The organism is uncultured Faecalibacterium sp., assembly GCF_900066275.1.
Classification (GTDB): domain Bacteria; phylum Bacillota; class Clostridia; order Oscillospirales; family Ruminococcaceae; genus Faecalibacterium; species Faecalibacterium taiwanense.
On the sequence record NZ_FMFG01000017.1, the window covers coordinates 1 to 19,307 of the forward strand.

Here is a 19,307-nt window from a genome sequence, read left to right on the forward strand (position 1 = left end):
CCCGCCGCACAGCCCGCCTTTGCAGACATCACCGATGCCGAGCAGGCCAAGGCCGCTCAGTGGTGCGTGGAGCAGGGCGCCATGGATGCCAAGGGCGACTGCTTTGAGCCCGAAGGCTGGACCCCGAAGTTCAAGGTGATCGAAGTGTGGAATAAGGCATTCCCCAAGCAGTAAAACAGCAAACAGCCCCCGGCAGGCGCAAACCTGCCGGGGGCTTTGCTGTGCCTGCGGGCCGGGCAACTGCAACAGAACCGGCACAAATCATGCTTTTCACGCTGCTTTTAGGGCGATTCACGCAGGTTTGCTTCCAAAATCCGGTAAAGTGTGAGATAATCAAAGTACCGTAATGCATACCCCCCCCCGTAATAATTTTCGCAAAGGAGGAACCCCTATGAAACGAAATATTTTGGCCCGGCGGGCAGCTTCCGCTGCGCTGGCAGCGTGCATGATGTTCAGCCTTTCCGCCCCGGCTCTGGCCGCAAGCACCGATGCCCTGCTCCAGCAGAGCACCGCCGCCAAAAGCGCGGTGAGCGTGCTGGACGAAGAGAACGGTATGATGGAAGAAGAACCTGCGTATCAGATGAATCTCAAGGACGGCAGCATCAGAGTCTATATTGGGGAGGATGGCAAACAGTATGCCAAGCAGGGCAATAATGAAGCTCAGCAAAAGGACGATCTGCAGATCACAACGGACGGCGGCCGGACGACCAACACCCTGACCATCGAAGGCGGCACCACTGGTGCAAAAGTCACGCTGTCCAATGTCAATATCGATGCTCCCGGCGCGGCAGTCTCGGTCAGCGGCAATGTGGAGCTGGTTATTACAGGCACCAACATCCTGCGCAGCGGCGAGAACCGCGCCGGTCTGGAAAAGGCAGACGATGACGGGACCCTGACCATCGACGGCACCGGCTCGCTGGAGGCCTACGGCGGTGATTGTGCAGCTGGCATTGGCAGTAGTTATAATAACAACGTCCGTAATATTGTCATCAACGGCGGCACCATCACTGCAGAGTGCACAGGGAGGGATGGTGCCGGCATCGGCGGCGGCCATTCTGGCAAGGCTGAAAATATCAGGATCAATGGCGGCGTGGTGACGGCCACGGGCGGCGAGTGGGGTTACGGTATTGGCAGTGGTTATAATGAATATTCGCTGTTGCCTACGACCATTACCATTACCGGCGGCACCGTGAAGGCCATTGCAGGAAAGCCCGGAGCAGCCATCGGCGCGTTGGCAAGTGCGAATGACCTGACCATGACCGGCGGCAGCCTTACCGTACAGAAATTCAAAGATAGTTGGGGCTGGATCATAAGTCCCAGCAGTACCATCGTTGAGGTGGACAAAAACAGCCTGACCGGTGCTATCACCTATTTGAACCAAGACGGCAAGGTGGAGGATACCGCAAACTGGGATATTACAGTCAATGAGACAGCTGTTAACGGTGTAAACTATAAAGATATCTTAGGTGATGGTGCCCTCTGCTATGACATTGAGAAAAAGACCCTGACGGCAAAAGAGAGGATCAATTATGTGCTGAAGGTCAGAGCGCCGGAGACGGATGTCATTTTGAACGGCGGCATCGGCGCAAGAAGTAGTTTGACGATCGGACAGCAAGGCGATTCGAGTGCTGTAGGTGCACACGATGTGACCGTTACCAGTGACCGGTATGATGCAATTCAGGGCGAGGCTGACATCAACTGCACCGGTAAGGTGAATATCCGCAGCGACAAAAGTATGGCTGTGAACGGAAGCCTGAACATTTATGATTCCAGCGAAGTGACGCTTTCTGCAGGCAGCAACGTTGTGAATGGCAGCGCAAATATCACCAGCAATGGTAACGTGGCCATTTACAGCACCGTTGGCAGAGCGGCGGAAAAACTGACCATCAACAACGCCGAGAATGTCACCATTTCCATCAGAGATGCCGCAGGAGCAGTCTCCGGAGATACCAAGATCACCGCTTCCGGTACTGTGACCCTGAAAAACAACGCACAGGGCGGCCGTGTGGGCACTGTTGCCTTTACACAGGCAGGCGGCAAAAACTACGTCTACTATACCAGCGAAGAGCCGGATGCAAAGCTGATCGACCCGCGCATTCATCCGCTTGCAGAAGCGGCAGGAAGCAGATACCTGCGCATTGAGCCGAGGGAGACTTACAGCATTACCGTGAAAAACGGCACCGCACAGGTGGGCGACGACACCACCGGCCTGACCAGCGCCTTTGAGGGTGAAACGGTCACGGTGAGCGGTAAGAACGAAAACCCGAGTGTTACAAAGTTCGGCGGCTGGAAAGTGATCAGCCCGGAAAGCTTTGAACTGACCGAAGCGCAGAAAAATACCGAAAAAAATATGACCTTCACCATGCCGGCCAGCCCGGTGGAGCTGAAAGCTTCTTATAGCTTCCCGGCACCTGTATTAGATATGCAGGTCACAGTGAAGGACGGCACGATCCGCGTCGGAAAGGGCGAAAGACAGACGGGCACGGTGTTCGTACAGCCGGGCCAGACCGTCACGATCGAAGCCAATGAGCCTGTCAAGGAGAATGAGTCGTTCCATCACTGGAAGGTGGAAAAAGATTCCAGCAAGAATATTGGCATAATTGAGGGTAGTCTGGGCTCCGAAACGGAAAAGGGCACGGAAAAGATCGTCTTTACCATGCCGCAGGACGGCGTGAAGCTGACCGCCGTTTACAGCATCCCCGCTTCCGTGCTGAGGAGTACCGTTACTGTTGAGGGCGGCACGGCAAAGTCCACTCTGGGCGAGGGCAGCGATATCCCCGCAGAGATCGGCACCGAGGTGAAGATCACAGCTACCCCATATGATGCCGAGAAATACCCCGGCATGGAGTTCGTGGAATGGGAGATCGTGTACCCCGAGAACTTCCCGGAGAATGTGCCGGAAAATCTGCAGCTCAAGCTGGACAATGCCAAGAGCGCGACCACTACGTTTAAGATGCCCGTTTACCCGGTCAAACTGATCGCCCACTGGTCGGCAAGCCCGGTGGCCAAGCCTGACCCGGACGAACCTATTGATGAAGACTTCGGCGTAGAACCTGCACCCATGGATACCACGGGCGGTGCAATTGCCGCCGTGGCCGTGGGTGGTGCAGCCATCTGGGGCGGCTACGAGATCGCCACCCGCGTCATCCTGAACGGCCTCCTGCCCGAGGGCGCAGCCATCCCTGCAAACCGCGGCCAGCTGGCACTGCTCATCTGGACTGAGAAGGGCAAGCCCGAACCCGCCGCACAGCCCGCCTTTGCAGACATCACCGATGCCGAGCAGGCCAAGGCCGCTCAGTGGTGCGTGGAGCAGGGTCTGCTGGATGCACGGGAAGGCAAGTTTGAATCGGACGGCTGGATGCCCAAGTTCAAGACCATTGAGATCTGGAACAAGGCGTTCCCCAAAAAGTAACCTCTGAGCGCTTCCTCCGTAAAGCCTCAGAATGACAGATCCCCCCGATACCGGATACCCGGTATCGGGGGGATTTTTTGCGCAGGCACGCGTGGCATTGGCGGTGGCAATCATCTCCGACATTTCAATGATCCAGTGACCTTGCAGTTTGCGCGAAACAAAAATACTCCGGCAACTTTCCAACCAAGAGAAAGTTACCGGAGTATTCCGCTTTACTTATTTGTTTTTACCAGCAGTGCCTGATACGGCTCCAGTTCCACATCCGCCAGCCAGACGGAAGTGCCCTCCGGGGTGTGATACTCGCCGCCCAGAGCGTCCAGACTGGCCCCTGCCGGGTACTCGGTAAAGTTGAACAGCCCCACCAGCGTTTCCTCACCGCGCTTGCGTACCAGCGCCAGCACGCCGGGGTTGTGGCTGTCCCATGTGGTCACCCACGCATCCGGGGCAAAGCAGGGGTCTGCACGCATTTGGCGCAGCTGCTCCATGCCCTGCCACAACTTGTTTTGCAGCGTGCCCTTCCGGGTGCGCTGCTTTGCGTCCTCCCAGTTGAATTTGCTGCGGTGCAGATTGCGGCTGTCCTCCACACGGTCAGGGTCGTTTTTGTAATCCCAGCCATTGAGTTGTGCGATCTCATCGCCGCAGTTCAGCATGGGGAAGCCCTGCAAAAACGCCATAGCAGTGTGCAACAGCAGGTCGCGCTTTACGGCGTAGTCCAGTGCGGTTTTATCGTCCTTTTCCAGTGCCTGTTCGATACCGCACAGGCTTGCGGTGGTGCCGCAGCTCCGGGCATCGCCGGTGGCGGGGTCGTAGTTGTACAGCTCACCCTTTGCCCAGCTGCCGGGGAAATTGCCCTCGTAGAAGTGATACAGATATTCTTTGTGCTTTTGCGGGTCAATGCCAAGCCGTTTCTCCACCGCCTCGTCCAGACCCCAGCCGATATCATCGTGGCAGCGCAGATAGTTCACGAACCAGCAGTTGTCCGGCAGGGCATGGAGGGCATCCAGCTGCGCCTTCAGCAGCCGGGTATCACGGCTGGCAAGGGCACCCCACAGGTTGACCATGGTGGACACGTTGTAGAGCATGTGGCATTCCGGTTTTTCCGGGGTGCCGAAGTAGGCGGCCAGCTCCTTGGGAGCCATGACCACCTCGCCCTTGAGGATGACCGCCGGGCAGACGCATTCCAATACCATGCGCAGCATCCGCACGATGGTGTGCACCTGGGGCAGGTTGCGGCAGGTGGTGCCCAGCTGCTTCCAGATATAAGGCACTGCATCAATGCGGAACACCTCTACGCCCAGATTTGCCAGATGCAGGATGCTCTTGGTCATGTCCACGAACACCGCCGGGTTTGCGTAGTTCAGGTCCCACTGATAATCGTGGAAGGTGGTCAGCACCCACTTGTGCATCTCCTCACACCATGTAAAGTTGCCGGGTGCGGTGTTGGGGAACACCTGAGGCACCGTCTGCTCGTACTGGTCGGGGATGGTGCGGTCCTCGTAGAGGTGGTAATAGGCCTGAAACCACGGGTCTCCTGCCTTTGCCGCCATCGCCCAGCGGTGGGTGCTGGCGGTGTGGTTCATGACAAAATCCAGACACAGGCTGATGCCGGCTTTCCGCAGCTCCCGGGTCAGGTTTTCCAGATCTTTGTTGGTGCCAAGGGCCGGGTCTACGGTGTCGAAATCCTCCACCGCATAGCCGCCATCGTTGTGGGGATGGGGCATCTGCAGCAGGGGCATCAGGTGCAGATAGGTCAGCTTCTGCTCCTTGAGGTAGGGCAGTTTCTTTGCCAATTCTTTCAAATTTCCGGCAAAGAGGTCGGTGTACATGGTCATGCCGAACATATTGCCCCGCTTGTACCACTCCGGGTCGGCAGAGCGTGCCTTGTCCAGTGCTTTCAGCTCGGCGCTGCGGGCGTTGTAGGCTTCTGCCATCTCCCGCTCCAGAACCTCCAGCCCTTCCCGGTTGTGGTACAGTTCCATGAACAGCCATTCCAGCTCGTCCTTGTGCTTGGCAAACCGGGACTCAAATTCCTGTTTTGCTGCCATGGTTCAGCCCTCCACTTCCGCAAGGGTGGGCATGGCGGGGATAGCACCATGTCGGCTGGTGGTGATGCTGGCCGCTTTGTTGGCAAAAGCCAGAATGCCTTCCAGCTTGTCCACCGTCAGGGTGTCCAGCTCCTCCTTGCAGAGCTTGGACAGAGCAGCCCCAAAGAAGGTATCGCCTGCGCCGTTGGTGTCGCCTACCTTGCAGGGAACGCCTGCCACATGGCCGGTTTTCTCCCCAAAGCGGTAGAATACGCCGCTTGCACCCAAGGTGACGAAAATCAGCCGGATGCCGTTCTGTGCCAGTTGTGCCGTGCCGCTTTCACAATCGGTGGTTCCGGTGAGCAGGGGAAGTTCTTCATCGGACACCTTCAGGATATCCACCAGCGGCAGGGGAGCTTTCATCTGTGCAATCGCATCCTCTTTGTTTTTCCAGAGGTTTGCACGGTAATTGGGGTCGTAGGTGATGGTAGCACCCAGCTTTTTGGCGCGGGCGGCAGCATCCAGAGTAGCGGTGCGGGAGGGGTCAGCGGTCAGGCTGACAGAGCCGAAGTGGACGATTTTCGCAGCTTTCAAAGCCTCGTCCGAAATGTCCTCCTTGCACAGCATCACGTCAGCGTTTGCGCTGCGGTAGAAGCTGAAATCCCGCTCGCCGGTGGCATCCACCGAGACCACCGCCATGGTGGTGGGGTGGTCTGCATCCACCGCCATGCCGGAAACGTCTACCTTGTTTTCTGCCAGAACCTCTTTCAGGTAGCGGCCAAAGGCATCCGCACCCACCTTGCCGATAAAGGCGGTCTGTGCGCCCAGTCTGGAAGCAGCCACCGCCAGATTGGCCGGTGCACCGCCGGGGTTTGCGGCAAACTGAGGAATGCCGCGCGCATCCTTGCCGGTCTGGGTCAGGTCGATCAAAACTTCACCAATCGTTAAAATGTCCATGCGTTTTCTCCTTATTTTATAAGCTAAAACCCAACGGTCACCGCTGGAACAGATAATGAATGTAAGCGGCTGCACGCTCCGGGTGCGGTGCATTCTGCACTACCCCAAGATAGACCTTGCCAGAAAAACCTGCCTGCCTGACAAACGGCGTGTCCGAAATATCCAGCACGGTCCCACCGGCGTTCAGACCCGACAGTGCATGGAAAGACGCATCCAGTGTCCGCAGATCGAGAAAATAATCATCTGCCAACAGTCGACCCCGTGCATATTCGTCCATCAGAACAACATCTAACCGCTGGGCACTGACTGCACCCAGCAGCTTCATCTCCGAAGCATATACATACTGCTCCTCTGCGTGTTCGCTTTCGCTGAGCAGCAAGCCGGACAGCAGATCGACCTGCTGCTTTTTGGTCAGACCCTGTGCCTCGGCAAAGCCGGTGGTAAGCTGTTCCGTCAGATCAGACCCGGCAGTGATATTTACCAGACCAAGGTAAAGCACATCCTCTTTTTTCGTCACATGACGGTAGGCTGCATACCCGAGGATATAGACGACGATGAGCACGATCGCAATGGGCAGCTTGTAGTATGCCCAGATGTGCTCCCACTTTTTGCGCCCATGGAGGGAGCGGAGCGTATCCCGGTCAGTTTTTGTCATGGTCGTATTCCTCGTGTACTGCATCAGGGTCTCCACCGATCAGATAGAGGATCCGAAGCATCAGAAAGGAGCAGAGCATGGCGCACAAGCCCATGCCCAGCAGGAATGCGGGCGTGAACACAAACACTATGACGTACCCCATGATGCCATAGATCGCCGCCATCAGCAGGGTGCAAAACAGATACCGGACACCCACGAGAAACGCTGTTTTCAGGATGCCGAAGGTGGTGTTTTCAAACCGTGCCAGCAGAGGAAAGGCATACAGCAGAACGATGCCGTACAGAACTGCCGCACCAATAAGCACTGCAGTGAGCAGTGTCCAGAAAATGTTTTCGCTCCACATTCGGCGCAGCACAAAGCCATCCGCAGCCAGGAAACTGCCGACTGTCAGCAGGATAAGCCAGAGTTTTGTGGCAGGCTTAAAATTTTCCCGGAACGCCTTAAAAAACATCCGGGTCAGACCATCGTCCCGATCTTCCGCCATTTTGAGCGTGACGTAGAACAATGCGGTCGTAGAAGCTCCTATGGTAACGATGGGCAGGCTGCACACGAGCCATAAGATGTTCAGGTAAGCACTGTAAGTCAATTTCGTCAGCACAGCAAACAGCGGCTTGTCCGTATTGCACAGGTCACGCATGGGGGTTCTCCTTTCGCTCAATCTCCTGTGGATTCGCGCAGGATCAGGTTGGTTTCCGTATAGACGGTGCGATAGTTCAGCGATGGCTCTTCGATGCGGGTCATAAGCAGATTGGCAGCGGTGTAGCCCATGATCTGTCCATGGATATGGATCGAAGTCAGATGGGGGGCAAAGTAAGAAGCCTCCTGGCTGTCATCGAAGCCGCAGACCCAGATATCATCGGGAACCGAATACCCCAGTTCATTCAATGCCTTGACCAGATCCATGGCAACAAAGTCATTGGCGCAGACAAAGGCATCCGGCATCGTTTTGAACCGACGTATGGTTTCGTACAGGGATACCGGATAGTTCTGCTGTCCAGATGGCATCGCACAGGTGCTCAGGCCTTCTGTCAGACCAAAGTACTCCACTGCATCCTTATAAGCCATATAACGCTCAAAAAAGGACTGACAGTGGTTTTTATCCCCCGCAAAGCTGATGCGTTTTTTGCCGCGCTGGACCATGTGGGCCACCGCATTCTGGACCTCAATGCGGTTTTCCATATAAAGGCGGTCGGCTTTAAGGGGAGGACGCATATCCATCACAGGGGTGTCTACAAACAGCAGCGGAACATCCAGATCGCACAGCATCTGTGCATAGTCATAGTCGAATACTTCAATGCAGATGATGCCGGCTGTGCGCTGGATGTTGAGAGAAGATGGAAGCTTTTTCTCTTTCAGCTCTATGGGAGAAATGCGATGAATGGTCGTACAGCTATGCAGATGCTCGATTTCCGACTGGAAACGATCCAGCATCATGGAGGAAAAGTGAGAGCTGCTCAAAAACTGGGTCGTCAGCATGGCAATCTCCCGTTTGTCACTCGGCAGAATGGAATGCTCTGCTGCTTTTGCAGCGTCTTCCTGAAACAGCGGCAGATAGGCAAACTGCTTATAGCCCATTTCGGCGGCTTTGCGCAGGATCTTCTCCCGTGTGGCATCTGCCAGCACACCGGTATTGTTGATGGCCTTTGAAACTGTGTTGCGGGAAAGCTGCAGTTCGTTTGCAATATCCTGAATGGTGACTTTGGTTGCCATAAGTCATCCTCTTTCTTTATAAATAGGAGCGGGTGTTCTTTCTTTTATAGATAAAGTCCGGTGACGGATCTTATTCTTTGCGACTCCAGTATAGTGCAAATGCACAAATTAGTCAAATGCAAAAATGCAAATCATCATTTTGCATATTTGCGCACTTTTGGATTTGTGCATCTGTACAAATCCACAATAATTTTTGATGTATACCATGAATTATCGTTGACATTCGCTTGCGCGAGTGGTATAAATAAATCAAAGGATTTTACATTTGCACAATAGAAGTGAAAAACGTAAAATTCAAAGGTGCAAATGTAAAGTGCGAATCAAACGGCAAGCAAATCAAAAAGGAGGAGAATGATTCATGAAAGCAAAGACGGCCTCGCCGGAAACGGCTGTGCTGACAGCAGAACGCAAGCTGCACAACACATGGGTCTACATCAAACGGCATTGGCAGCTTTACCTGTTGTTCCTGCTGCCTGCCGTGGCGCTGACGCTGGTGTTCAAGTACGCTCCCATGGGCGGTGTGCTGATCGCGTTCCAGAAGTACAATCCCTTCAAGGGCATCTGGGGCAGCGAGTGGGTAGGCTTCAAAAACTTTACCCGCTTCATGTCCTCGCCGGACTTCCAGCGCTATCTGATCAACACCCTGAAGCTGAGTGTCTACGGTCTGCTGTGGGGCTTCCCGATCCCCATCCTGCTGGCATTCCTGCTCAACCGTATCGAGAGCAAGAAGATCAAGCAGAAGGTGCAGCTGGTGCTGTATATGCCCAACTTCATCTCGGTCATCGTGCTGTGCGGCATCGTCCGGGTGCTGCTGAGTGTCACTGGTCCGGTGAACGGCCTGCTTCACACCAGCATCAACTTCATGACGCTGCCGGAAGCGTTCCGCCCCATCTACATTATCAGCGGCATCTGGCAGGGTGCCGGCTGGGCATCCATCATGTACACCGCATCCCTTTCTAACGCCAGCAAAGATCTGAAGGAAGCTGCGATGATCGACGGCGCAAACCTGATCCAGCAGATCATGACGGTGGAGTGGCCCGCCATTAAGGATATGGTCGTTATTCAGTTTATCCTGCAGGCAGGCAACATCATGAGCATCGGTTTTGAAAAAGCCTATGCCCTGCAAACGGACCTGAACCTGAACACTGCCGAGATCATTGCAACGTACGTTTATAAAAAGGGCCTGTTGGACGGAGATTACAGCTTTTCCACGGCAGTCGGTCTGTTCAACACCGTTGTCAACGTCATCCTGCTGATCGCAGTGAACAAGATCGTTGCCAAAATGAACGATGGCAAGGGCTTGTAAGGAGGGGTTTACCATGGCAAAACAGAAAAAATCAAAAATGGCCCTCTACACCAGACAAGATAAGATCATCCTGTACTGCGGCTACGCACTTCTGGGCTTGTTCCTGCTGGCGATCATCGTTCCGATGATCTACATCGTCATCGCGTCCTTTATGGACCCGGTCACTCTGCAAAACAAGGGCATCTCCTTTGATTTCAGCAAGTGGAGTCTGGATGCTTACCAGCGTGTCGTTTCGGACAAGCAGATCTGGGTCGGCTTCAGGAACGCGGTGCTTTACTCGATCATCTTCACCATCATCTCGGTAGCTGTGACGATGCTTGCCGCTTATCCCATGTCGCTGCCGGACTTCAAAGGCAAAAAGATCTTCAACACCTTGTTTGTGATCACGATGTTTTTCAGCGGCGGTCTGATCCCCACCTACCTGCTCATCAACAATCTGGGTCTGCTGGATTCCATGTGGGCGGTCATTCTGCCGGGAGCATTCAGCGTGTGGAACATGATCATTGCCCGTACCTATTATCAAGGCGTCCCGCGTGAGCTGCGCGAAGCTGCGGATGTGGATGGAGCCAGCGAGATGCTTTACTTCTTCAAGATCCTGCTGCCCGTCTGTATGCCGGTGGTGGCAGTTCTGGCCCTGTGGCAGTTCGTGGCAATGTGGAACAGCTACTTTGACGCCATGATCTACCTGAACAGCGCATCGAAGCAGCCGCTGCAGCTGGTGCTGCGTTCCATCCTGATCCAGAGCCAGCCGGAATCCGGCATGATCGCAGATATCCAGAGTACTGCCGAACGTGCCAAGATGGCAGAGCTGCTCAAATATGCAACCATTATTATTTCCAGTCTGCCGCTGCTGGTGATGTATCCCTTCTTCCAGAAGTATTTTGATGCCGGCATCATGGCTGGTTCCATTAAGGGCTGAGGATATTCCAGAATTTTATAAGCAGGTACGCTCATCTGTTACACGAAAAAAGAAACATGAAAAAGGAGAAAATACCATGAAAAAGCTGATCTCTCGCCGCAACTTCCTCAAGGTCTGCGCTCTGGCGGGCTCTGCCGCTGCTCTGTCTGCCTGTGGCGGCAAATCCACCGGCAGCGGCGATTCTGCTGCCGCAGCTGTGGACGTGACCGGTGCCGTTACATTTCCGCTGTCCGAAAAGGTCACCTTTACCGGTATGACCAGCTTCCCTGTGGGCAGCGAACCCGAACCGAACAACCGCACCATCTTCAAGCGTCTGGAAGAGCAGACCAATGTGCACATCGACTGGACCGCCATCCAGTCCGACCAGTGGAGCGATAAGATCACCCTGAATATGTCCAACCCCAACACCCTGACGGATTTTGTTTTTACTGCTGATTTTACCGACAGCAATCTGCTGCGCTACGCAGATCAGGGTGTCATCCTCAATCTGGAAGACTACATTGACAACAATATGCCTTATCTCCAGAAGGTCTTTGAGCAGTACCCGGAGTACCGCACCATGTGCACCGACAGCGATGGCCACATCTGGGCACTGCCCTGGATCGAGCAGCTCGGCTCAGAAAAGACCGCCATCCAGACCATTGGCAACATGAGCTTCATCAATACCAAGTGGCTGAACTTCCTCGGTCTGTCGATGCCCACCACAGTGGACGAGTTTGAGCAGGTGCTGATTGCATTCCGTGATAACGCCGCTTCTATCAAGGCAGAGTATGGCATTGACGGCGACATCATCCCCATGTCCTGCATCGTCAACAACGGCGATCAGGACCCCAGCATCCTCATCAATGGCTTTGGCGAAGGCTACGGCGATGCTGACAAGGACCGCCATATTGCCGTTACCAACGACCGGAAAGTCATCTGTGCCGCCACCCAGCAGGGCTACCGTGATGGTCTGGACTGGCTGCACAAGCTGTATGCCGAGAAGCTCATCGACCCGGAGTGCTTCACGCAGGAGTGGTCCACCTATGTTTCCAAGGGCAAGGCTGGCCGCTATGGTGTCTGCTTCAGCTGGGATGTTGCCAACATTGACAACCTGACCGACTGGGAGCCGCTGCCTGCTCTGACCGCCGATACCCGAAATATCACTCCGCAGAACGGTTCTTTCACCAGCGGCTTTGCCCGCGGCAGATGCGTTGTCACCGCAAAGGCGACTAATCCTGCACTGGTTTGCGCATGGCTGGATCAGATGTACGCACCCCTCCAGTCTCCGCAGAACAACTGGGGTACTTACGGCGATGCGGAAGGCTTTAACATCTTTGAACTGTCCACCAACGATAAGGGCGAGCCCATGCTGAAGCACGCTCCTCTGGGCGATGCTTCTCCCGTGGAAGTCCGTGAAGCGCAGTGTGTCAGTGGACCTCTGGCGGTTCTGGATGATTACTATGGTGTATACGTTACCTGCCCGGACGATGCACAGTACCGTCTGGACTGGATCAAGGAGATCTACACCCCGGATATGAACAACGATTATGTCTATCCCAATGTCTTTATGAGCAGCGAGGACACCGAGCAGGTCTCTAACCTGCAGGCAGATCTGCAGACCTACATGAATACGCAGAAGGCCAACTGGATCATGAACGGCACGAAGGATGCAGAGTGGAACGAATATCTGAGCAAGCTGGAAGACTACGGCCTGTCCGACTATCTGGGCATTATGCAGAAATATCTGGATGCTTACTACGCATAAGAATTCTTTCCTTTGGAGGATTCCATGAACGATTTGACTTTACAAAAAGCCCGTGCCTACGAGGCCGAGCACGGCGCTGCCATTTCCCCGGCGGAACGCCCTGCTTACCACATGACTCCCTATGTGGGCTGGCTGAACGACCCCAACGGCTTCTCTTATTATAAAGGGAAGTATCACCAGTTCTATCAGTATAACCCCTACGATGTGCGGTGGGCGCCCATGCACTGGGGTCACGCTGTCAGCACCGACCTGCTGCACTGGGAGTATCTGCCCTGTGCGCTTGCCCCGGATTCCCCGGCAGACAACGGCCCCGGCTGCTTCTCCGGTTCTGCTACCGAGATGGATGACGGCAAGCAGCTGCTGATGTACACCAGCGTGGTGGCAGAAAAGCAGCCCAATGGGGAGATGCGGGATATCCAGACCCAGAGCATCGCCATTGGTGACGGTCTCAACTACGAAAAGCCTGCCTGCAACCCGGTGCTGACCCAGAAAGACCTGCCGGAGGGCTTCAGTAAGTTCGATTTCCGGGACCCCAAGATCTGGCGTGAGGCCGACGGCACCTACTCCGCCGTCACCGTCTGTCTGGCCGAGGACGGCAGCGGCGCAGCAGCACTGTTCCAGAGCAAGGACGGCTTCGACTGGCACTTTGTCACGGTGCTGGAACGCTGCAACAATCAGTACGGCAAAATGTGGGAGTGCCCGGACTTCTTCCCGCTGGACGGCAAGCAGGTCTTGATGCTCGGCCCCATGGAGATGCTGCCCAAGGGCGAGTTCCACAACGGTCACAACGTGATTGCCTTCATCGGCAGTTACGACCAAGCCACCCACACCTTCACCAAGGAAAACGTGCAGCTGATGGACGGCGGCATCGACTTCTACGCCACCCAGACCACCCTTGCCCCGGATGGCCGCCGCATCATGACCGCATGGCTGCAGACATGGTCGGACACCGAGGATAAGCCCAAGGGCTGCAAGTGGTTCGGACAGACCATCTGCCCCCGTGAGCTGCACATCAAGGATGGACGCATTGTTCAGGCCCCGGTGCGGGAGCTGGACGCCGTCCACGGCAAGCGCACCCTGCACGAAAATGTGACGGTGCAAAGCGAAACTTCTCTGGAAGGCATCAAGGGCCGTGTGGCCGACCTGACCGTCACGGTACAGCCCGGCGAATACCGCTCCTTCACCCTGAAGCTGGCTGCTGACGCAGACCATCACACCAGCCTGACCTACGACCCCTACACCTCCGAGCTGACGCTGGATCGCAGCTATGCCGGTTCCCGTGCCGACATTGTTCACCGCCGCAGCTGCAAGGTGCGCAGCCAGAACGGTGCGCTCAAACTCCGCATCCTGCTGGATAAAAACAGCATCGAAGTTTTCGCCAACGACGGTGAGCAGACCATGACCGCATGGATCTACACCCCCCAGTCTGCCGATGGCATCACCTTTGCCGCAGACGGCAAAGCAACTGTTACGGTGGAACAGTTTGAGCTGAATCTGTAACCTGATATTCCTTTCATTTCTCCTTCATTGAATACAGCCCCGCTTTGGCTTCTCCTTCGCCAAAGCGGGGCTGTGTTTGTTATATTAGCTCTTTACAGGTCTACGCCCATCCACCATATGCTCCAACTTTGCGCTAAACGCGAACTTGTCGGGGCAAGGCCCCTCCATCTTGCTGGCGCAAGACCGCTCGGCCGCTTAAAAGCCCCACTGGGGCTTTCATTGCTGCGCAAACGCGGAATTTACTGCTCAATCGGCTTCATCGTGGGGAACAGCAGCACATCGCGGATGGAGGCGCTGTCGGTGAGCAGCATCACCAGACGGTCCACGCCGAAGCCCAGACCGCCCGTGGGGGGCAGGCCGTACTCCAGTGCGTTCACGTAGTCGTAGTCCACCTGTGCCTTGCAGTCGGGCTCGATGGCCTTGCGCTCGGCCACCTGACGCTCAAAGCGGCCCTTCTGGTCGATGGGGTCGTTCAGCTCGCTGAAGGCGTTGCCGTACTCGGTGCAGTCGATGAAATACTCAAAGCGCTCGGTGAAGGCGGGATCGTCCGGCTTGCGCTTTGCCAGCGGGCTGATCTCTACGGGGTAGTCGTAGATGAAGGTGGGCTGGATGAGCTTGTCCTCCACGAAGGCATCAAAGAACTCGGCCAGAATGGAACCCTTGGTGGGCACCTCGGGCAGCTCCACGTGGTGCTCCTTGGCGGCGGCGATGGCATCCTCGTCGGACTTCCAGTCGTTGAAGTCCACGCCGGAATACTTCTTGACCGCTTCCACCATGGTCAGGCGCTCCCAGTGGCCCATGTCGATCTGCTTGCCCTGATAGGGGATGACCATGCTGCCGCAGATCTTCTGGGCAAGGCGCTTGTACAGCTCCTCCACCAGATCCATCATGCCGTGGAAGTCGGTGAAGGCCTGATACAGCTCGATGCTGGTGAACTCCGGGTTGTGCTTGGGGTCCATGCCCTCGTTGCGGAAGATGCGGCCAACCTCATACACGCGGTCCATGCCGCCCACGATCAGGCGCTTGAGGTACAGCTCGGTCTCGATGCGCAGCACCATGTCCATGTTCAGGCTGTTGTGATGGGTGTAGAAGGGGCGGGCAGAGGCACCAATCTCGAAGGGGGTCAGGATGGGGGTGTCCACCTCCAGAAAGCCCTTCTCGTCCAGATAGGAGCGGATCTCCTTCAGGATCTGGCTGCGCTTCACGAAGGTGTCCTTCACCTCGGGGTTTGCAATCAGGTCCACGTAGCGCTGACGGTAACGCATCTCGGTGTCGGTCAGGCCGTGGAACTTCTCGGGCAGGGGACGCAGGCTCTTGGCCAGCAGGGTCAGCTCGGTGGCGCGTACGCTCAGTTCGCCGGTCTTGGTGCGGAACACCTCGCCCTTCACGCCGATGATATCGCCCACGTCCAGCTTCTTGAAGGCGGCGTAAGGCTCTTCGCCCAGCTCATCGCGGCGGACGTACAGCTGAATGTCGCCCTTATCGTCCCGCAGGTGGGCAAAGCTTGCCTTGCCCATTACGCGCTTGGACATCATACGGCCAGCCAGCGCCACGGTCTTGCCGCTGTCGGTCTCGTTGGGCAGGTCGGCAAACTCGGCCTTCAGATCGGCAGAGTAGGCATCCTGCGGGTACTTGGTCAGGGTGAAAGGGTCGTGGCCTGCAGCCTGCAGGTCGGCCAGCTTCTGGCGGCGCACCTGCACCTGCTCGCTCTCGGACAGGCCCTGCGCCGGGTTCTTCTTTTGTTCTTCCATGGTTTCTCCTATTCGTTTGGCCTGCTCAGCCTGCAGCGTGGGTAATGTTCAGCACGGTGTACTCCACGGTGTGGCCGGTGGGCAGCAGCACTTCGGCCTTGTCGCCCACAGCCTTGCCCAGCAGAGCGTGGCCCACGGGGCTTTCGTCGCTGATCTTGCCGTTCAGGGGGTCGGCTTCGGTGCGGCCCACAATGTCGTATTCCTCGTTCTCGTCCTCGCCGGTCATGAGGATGGTGACGTGGGTGCCCACAGAGACATTGTCCACGCTCAGCTCGCTCTCATCAATGATGACGGCGTTCTTGATCATCTGCTCCAGTTCGGTGATGCGGTTCTCCACCAGACCCTGCGTATTCTTGGCCTCGTCGTACTCGCTGTTCTCGGAAAGGTCGCCGTGGCTGCGTGCTTCCTTGATCTCTTCGGCCAGCTCCTTGCGGCGCACCGTTTTGAGGTATTCCAGTTCCTCCTGCATTGCCTTCAGACCGGCAGCGGACATCTTGATCTCTTGTGCCATTTGAGAATCTCTCCTTGTCTATTTGTTTTGCACAGCCGCAAAGCCGCACAAGAATGCCATTTTGACTACATTATTATAATAGCAGGCGGCTGCTTTGTCAACAAAAAAGGCGGCGGTAGGGCAGAAAAATGTGTCGGCTGGAGCAAATAACGGAACAGCCCGCTCTTCAAAAAAGGAGAACGGGCTGTTTTGATTCCATTGGGTGTTACTTGGTAGACGGTTTCATCTGCTGTGCCTTTTTCCACGCGCGAATGGCTTTTACGGTGGAGACCGGCACATGGGGGTCGAATTTGTCCGGATGCTCACTGCTGCGCAGCGTCATCAGCTCGTTTTCAATTGCCCACTGTGCAGCCTGCTGCGCATCGGTGTCGTCGGTGTCGATATCGGTATAAGCGGCTTCGGCAGCAGGAGCAGGCTGTCCGGCATCCTTCCAGAGCACTTCGGCCAGTTCGATGCGAGTTTCCGGGATGGCGGTACCCTTGGGCAGATGATGGATCAGCCACAGCTCGGTGCCCAGCTGATGCAGCCCGCCCACCAGCAGTGCACCGCCAATGATCGTTACCGCAGTGCTGATGGCAGGATCAACAGAGGCGTCGGCAGAGGCGTCGTCGATCGCGGGAGCGCTGGGGCGGTACTGTGCAGTCAGTGTGATGTCCTGAGCGGGCATGCGGAAAGATGTTTCGCTTGCAGTCAGATCAAAGCCTGTGCTGGTCAGAGCAGGCAGAGCACTGGCAGGGGAGACCGCCCACTGTTCAAACTCCAAGCCGTCCTGAGCCGGGGCAGCAGACAGATTAACCTGCCGTCCGTCTTGGATCTGTGTTGTAGAGGGCAGTGCAGTAACGCCGCCGTCGATGGATGCTGTGCCGGATACGACATTCACGAAGTAGCCGGTGCGCTTTTCAAGGTAGCGGTACTCGCTTCCATCCTCATTTTGTTTATAACCAATAATATAGTTGGGGTCTACACTTGTTAACTTCAGATCTTTCTGATAGCTTTCACCGTTGGTGAGCGTAGTAACGGGAAGATTCTCATCGGGTTCAGCAAAACCAACCGATGCCGTTCCCTTATAGTCGTCCGTGATCGTGACCCGCTGATCTATGCCGTGATCTTTTTTGTTCAGATAAATATCATTTACGTTATTTTCAAAAACAACGTTTCCTCCGACATTAACTGCTGTGGGGTTATAGCGCACAATTACACCGTACAGGCTGTCACGAATCGTCCCGCCGGTAATATTGATTGTTTCGCCGCCTTCACCTCCGATTGCGGCTGACTTGGGGGATTTCACAGTCCCGCTCTTAAAATTCAATGTTGTACCTTTACGTGCTATAATTGCAACAAGCGTCTGCGTACCCTCTCCCTCGAACAGAATGCTTTTGCCATTCTGCTCTTCAATGGTCACAACACCGCATGTGCCAAGAACTCGACCGCTTGACATGCTTTTGAACGTTCCGCCATGAATTTCTGCTTCACCGGAACCGTATAAGTTGAGCGTGGATTTGTTCCAAGCCTCAGTGATGAATGTTCCATCATTGATTACGATTTTATTATGGTTTGCCCCATAAATCACATGGTTTGCCTCAGAATAAAAATAACCGTCGTTAATTGTCAAAGTGGAACCGCCAGAGGTGTAAACAACATAGGTATTCGCGGTAGTGTTTGATGTGCAATAGTGACCGCTTCCATTCAATACTGCATTGCCGGCATTATTGATGATTTCCTCATTGCCTTCAAAATTTCCAGATTCAATAATCGCCGTGGCACCTGATTGAATCTGGATCAAGCCTTTGGCTGTCGAGTTGAAATCGATTTTGTAGTCCCCTCCGTTAAAAACAAGCGTGCCTTGCTTTACCTGAATAAAATAAGTAGAGAGTGACTGGATCGTAATGCTGCCTTTGAGATTGAGCGTCACAGTGCTTCCAGGGGCGTCAATCACAAGATGCCCCTGTGCATTTTTGCTGGGCAGCAGATCATAGGTGGCAGTCTCTGTGATTGTGACCCCAGTGTTAGGGGTGAGGTCGAGCTCATTACTGCCCGTCTCCGCCGCAAATGCAGAGACTGCCCCGACAGGCAGAAATGTCAGTGCCATGCTGAATGCCAGCAGCAGGCTGATAAGTCGCGTTTTCATATAAATTCCTCCTTGATACGACTTTTGCGGGTGGATCTTGTCTGCGCGGATCGTGGACAAAAAAGATTCACCAATCTTTATTCTACCCCCCCAACAGAAATCAAGGATTTTAGACAAGATTGGAAGGATGCCTAAAAATGGCAGAGATTTTAGAGGATCTGAGAAAAATAACAACAAAAATCCCCGCCGACAGAGGGAAAGCGGAGCAGGGCATCATGGAGGCCAAGAGCGCAGACACCTTCAAGCCCGAAGGCTGGACACCGAAGTTCAACGTGATCGAAACCTGGAATAGGGCATTCCCCAAGCACTAAACAAAAAGCCCCCGGTATTCGCAGTACCGGGGGCTTTTTGTTGTATTGGGTCGAGAAATATGCTATACTAAAAATAAGGCGCTGATCGTATCGACCGGTGGTCATGCTCTCTTGCCCGAATCGCTGATTCTTCCTGTACATGGAACGAAGCAGGGGGTCCGGGAGGGAACTTTTTTGAAGGAAACCGCCCGGAGCCCTGAAGGCGAAGGGAGGGATGTCGGATGACTCTGTTGGAGACTCTCGCACTGCTCACGTTCATTCTCACACTGCTGGGCCTGATCGTGGATGTGATTCGTCTGACCGTTGAGGTCATGGCAAAAACTTCGCAGAAGAAAGACGATGATAACAAAAAAGATTGACCGCCAACGGTTCCCAG

Annotated in this window: 15 protein-coding genes; 7 read left to right on the forward strand and 8 right to left on the reverse strand. The window is 55.1% G+C overall.

Features of this window, described 5'->3' with window-relative positions:
• Positions 1-391: 391 nt before the first annotated feature.
• Positions 392-3,412, forward strand: coding sequence for an InlB B-repeat-containing protein (locus QZL71_RS07430; protein WP_294648388.1), 3,021 nt, complete (start codon positions 392-394; stop codon positions 3,410-3,412).
• Between the two features lie 212 nt (positions 3,413-3,624).
• On the opposite strand, the gene QZL71_RS07435 is transcribed toward QZL71_RS07430, so the two are convergent.
• Genes QZL71_RS07435 through QZL71_RS07455 form a run of 5 tightly spaced genes read right to left on the reverse strand, consistent with a single transcriptional unit; the run spans position 3,625 to position 8,758 of the window.
• Entirely contained in the window at positions 3,625-5,457 is a 1,833-nt protein-coding gene (locus tag QZL71_RS07435) for an amylosucrase (protein ID WP_294648389.1), read from the reverse strand.
• Positions 5,458-5,460: 3 nt separating this feature from the next.
• Positions 5,461-6,393 carry a carbohydrate kinase family protein gene (locus QZL71_RS07440; protein ID WP_294648390.1) on the reverse strand — a complete coding sequence of 311 codons (933 nt, stop codon included), beginning with the start codon at positions 6,391-6,393 and terminating at the stop codon, positions 5,461-5,463.
• Positions 6,394-6,430: 37 nt separating this feature from the next.
• The gene (locus tag QZL71_RS07445) at positions 6,431-7,048 is read right to left on the reverse strand and encodes a hypothetical protein (protein ID WP_294648391.1); all 618 of its coding nucleotides are present in this window, start codon (positions 7,046-7,048) and stop codon (positions 6,431-6,433) included.
• Positions 7,035-7,685, reverse strand: coding sequence for a YesL family protein (locus QZL71_RS07450; RefSeq protein ID WP_294648392.1), 651 nt, complete (start codon positions 7,683-7,685; stop codon positions 7,035-7,037). Before QZL71_RS07450 ends, QZL71_RS07445 begins: the two co-directional genes overlap by 14 nt.
• 17 nt (positions 7,686-7,702) lie before the next feature.
• Positions 7,703-8,758 (reverse strand): LacI family DNA-binding transcriptional regulator, encoded by a 1,056-nt coding sequence (locus tag QZL71_RS07455; RefSeq protein WP_223388660.1) that lies wholly within the window; start codon positions 8,756-8,758, stop codon positions 7,703-7,705.
• Between the two features lie 358 nt (positions 8,759-9,116).
• On the opposite strand from QZL71_RS07455, the gene QZL71_RS07460 reads away from it, so the two are divergent.
• The 4 genes from QZL71_RS07460 (at position 9,117) to QZL71_RS07475 (ending at position 14,230) form a co-directional block, all read left to right on the forward strand.
• Positions 9,117-10,064, forward strand: coding sequence for an ABC transporter permease (locus QZL71_RS07460; RefSeq protein ID WP_005945026.1), 948 nt, complete (start codon positions 9,117-9,119; stop codon positions 10,062-10,064).
• Positions 10,065-10,077: 13 nt separating this feature from the next.
• The gene (locus tag QZL71_RS07465; protein ID WP_044954131.1) at positions 10,078-10,983 is read left to right on the forward strand and encodes a carbohydrate ABC transporter permease; all 906 of its coding nucleotides are present in this window, start codon (positions 10,078-10,080) and stop codon (positions 10,981-10,983) included.
• 76 nt (positions 10,984-11,059) lie between these two features.
• Positions 11,060-12,730: an extracellular solute-binding protein gene (locus tag QZL71_RS07470; protein WP_120079955.1), complete on the forward strand. Its 1,671-nt coding sequence runs from the start codon at positions 11,060-11,062 to the stop codon at positions 12,728-12,730.
• A gap of 24 nt (positions 12,731-12,754) precedes the next feature.
• On the forward strand, positions 12,755-14,230 hold the full coding sequence (locus tag QZL71_RS07475) for a glycoside hydrolase family 32 protein (RefSeq protein WP_120079979.1): 1,476 nt from the start codon (positions 12,755-12,757) through the stop codon (positions 14,228-14,230).
• 239 nt (positions 14,231-14,469) lie between these two features.
• Here QZL71_RS07475 and lysS read toward each other — a convergent pair whose 3' ends face one another.
• From lysS to QZL71_RS07490, 3 genes are all read right to left on the reverse strand, one after another.
• The gene (lysS, locus tag QZL71_RS07480) at positions 14,470-15,981 is read right to left on the reverse strand and encodes a lysine--tRNA ligase (RefSeq protein ID WP_294648393.1); all 1,512 of its coding nucleotides are present in this window, start codon (positions 15,979-15,981) and stop codon (positions 14,470-14,472) included.
• Positions 15,982-16,006: 25 nt separating this feature from the next.
• Positions 16,007-16,492 (reverse strand): transcription elongation factor GreA, encoded by a 486-nt coding sequence (greA, locus tag QZL71_RS07485; RefSeq protein WP_005945007.1) that lies wholly within the window; start codon positions 16,490-16,492, stop codon positions 16,007-16,009.
• A gap of 205 nt (positions 16,493-16,697) precedes the next feature.
• Positions 16,698-18,620 carry an InlB B-repeat-containing protein gene (locus QZL71_RS07490; protein ID WP_294648394.1) on the reverse strand — a complete coding sequence of 641 codons (1,923 nt, stop codon included), beginning with the start codon at positions 18,618-18,620 and terminating at the stop codon, positions 16,698-16,700.
• A 137-nt stretch (positions 18,621-18,757) separates the two neighbouring features.
• Between QZL71_RS07490 and QZL71_RS07495 the strand changes: the two genes are divergently transcribed.
• Together QZL71_RS07495 and QZL71_RS07500 are read left to right on the forward strand one after the other, a co-directional pair.
• Positions 18,758-18,931: a hypothetical protein gene (locus tag QZL71_RS07495; protein ID WP_179860473.1), complete on the forward strand. Its 174-nt coding sequence runs from the start codon at positions 18,758-18,760 to the stop codon at positions 18,929-18,931.
• 221 nt (positions 18,932-19,152) lie between these two features.
• A complete protein-coding gene (locus tag QZL71_RS07500; RefSeq protein ID WP_179860474.1) occupies positions 19,153-19,290 on the forward strand; it encodes a hypothetical protein in 138 nt (45 codons plus the stop codon).
• The last annotated feature ends 17 nt before the right edge of the window (positions 19,291-19,307 follow it).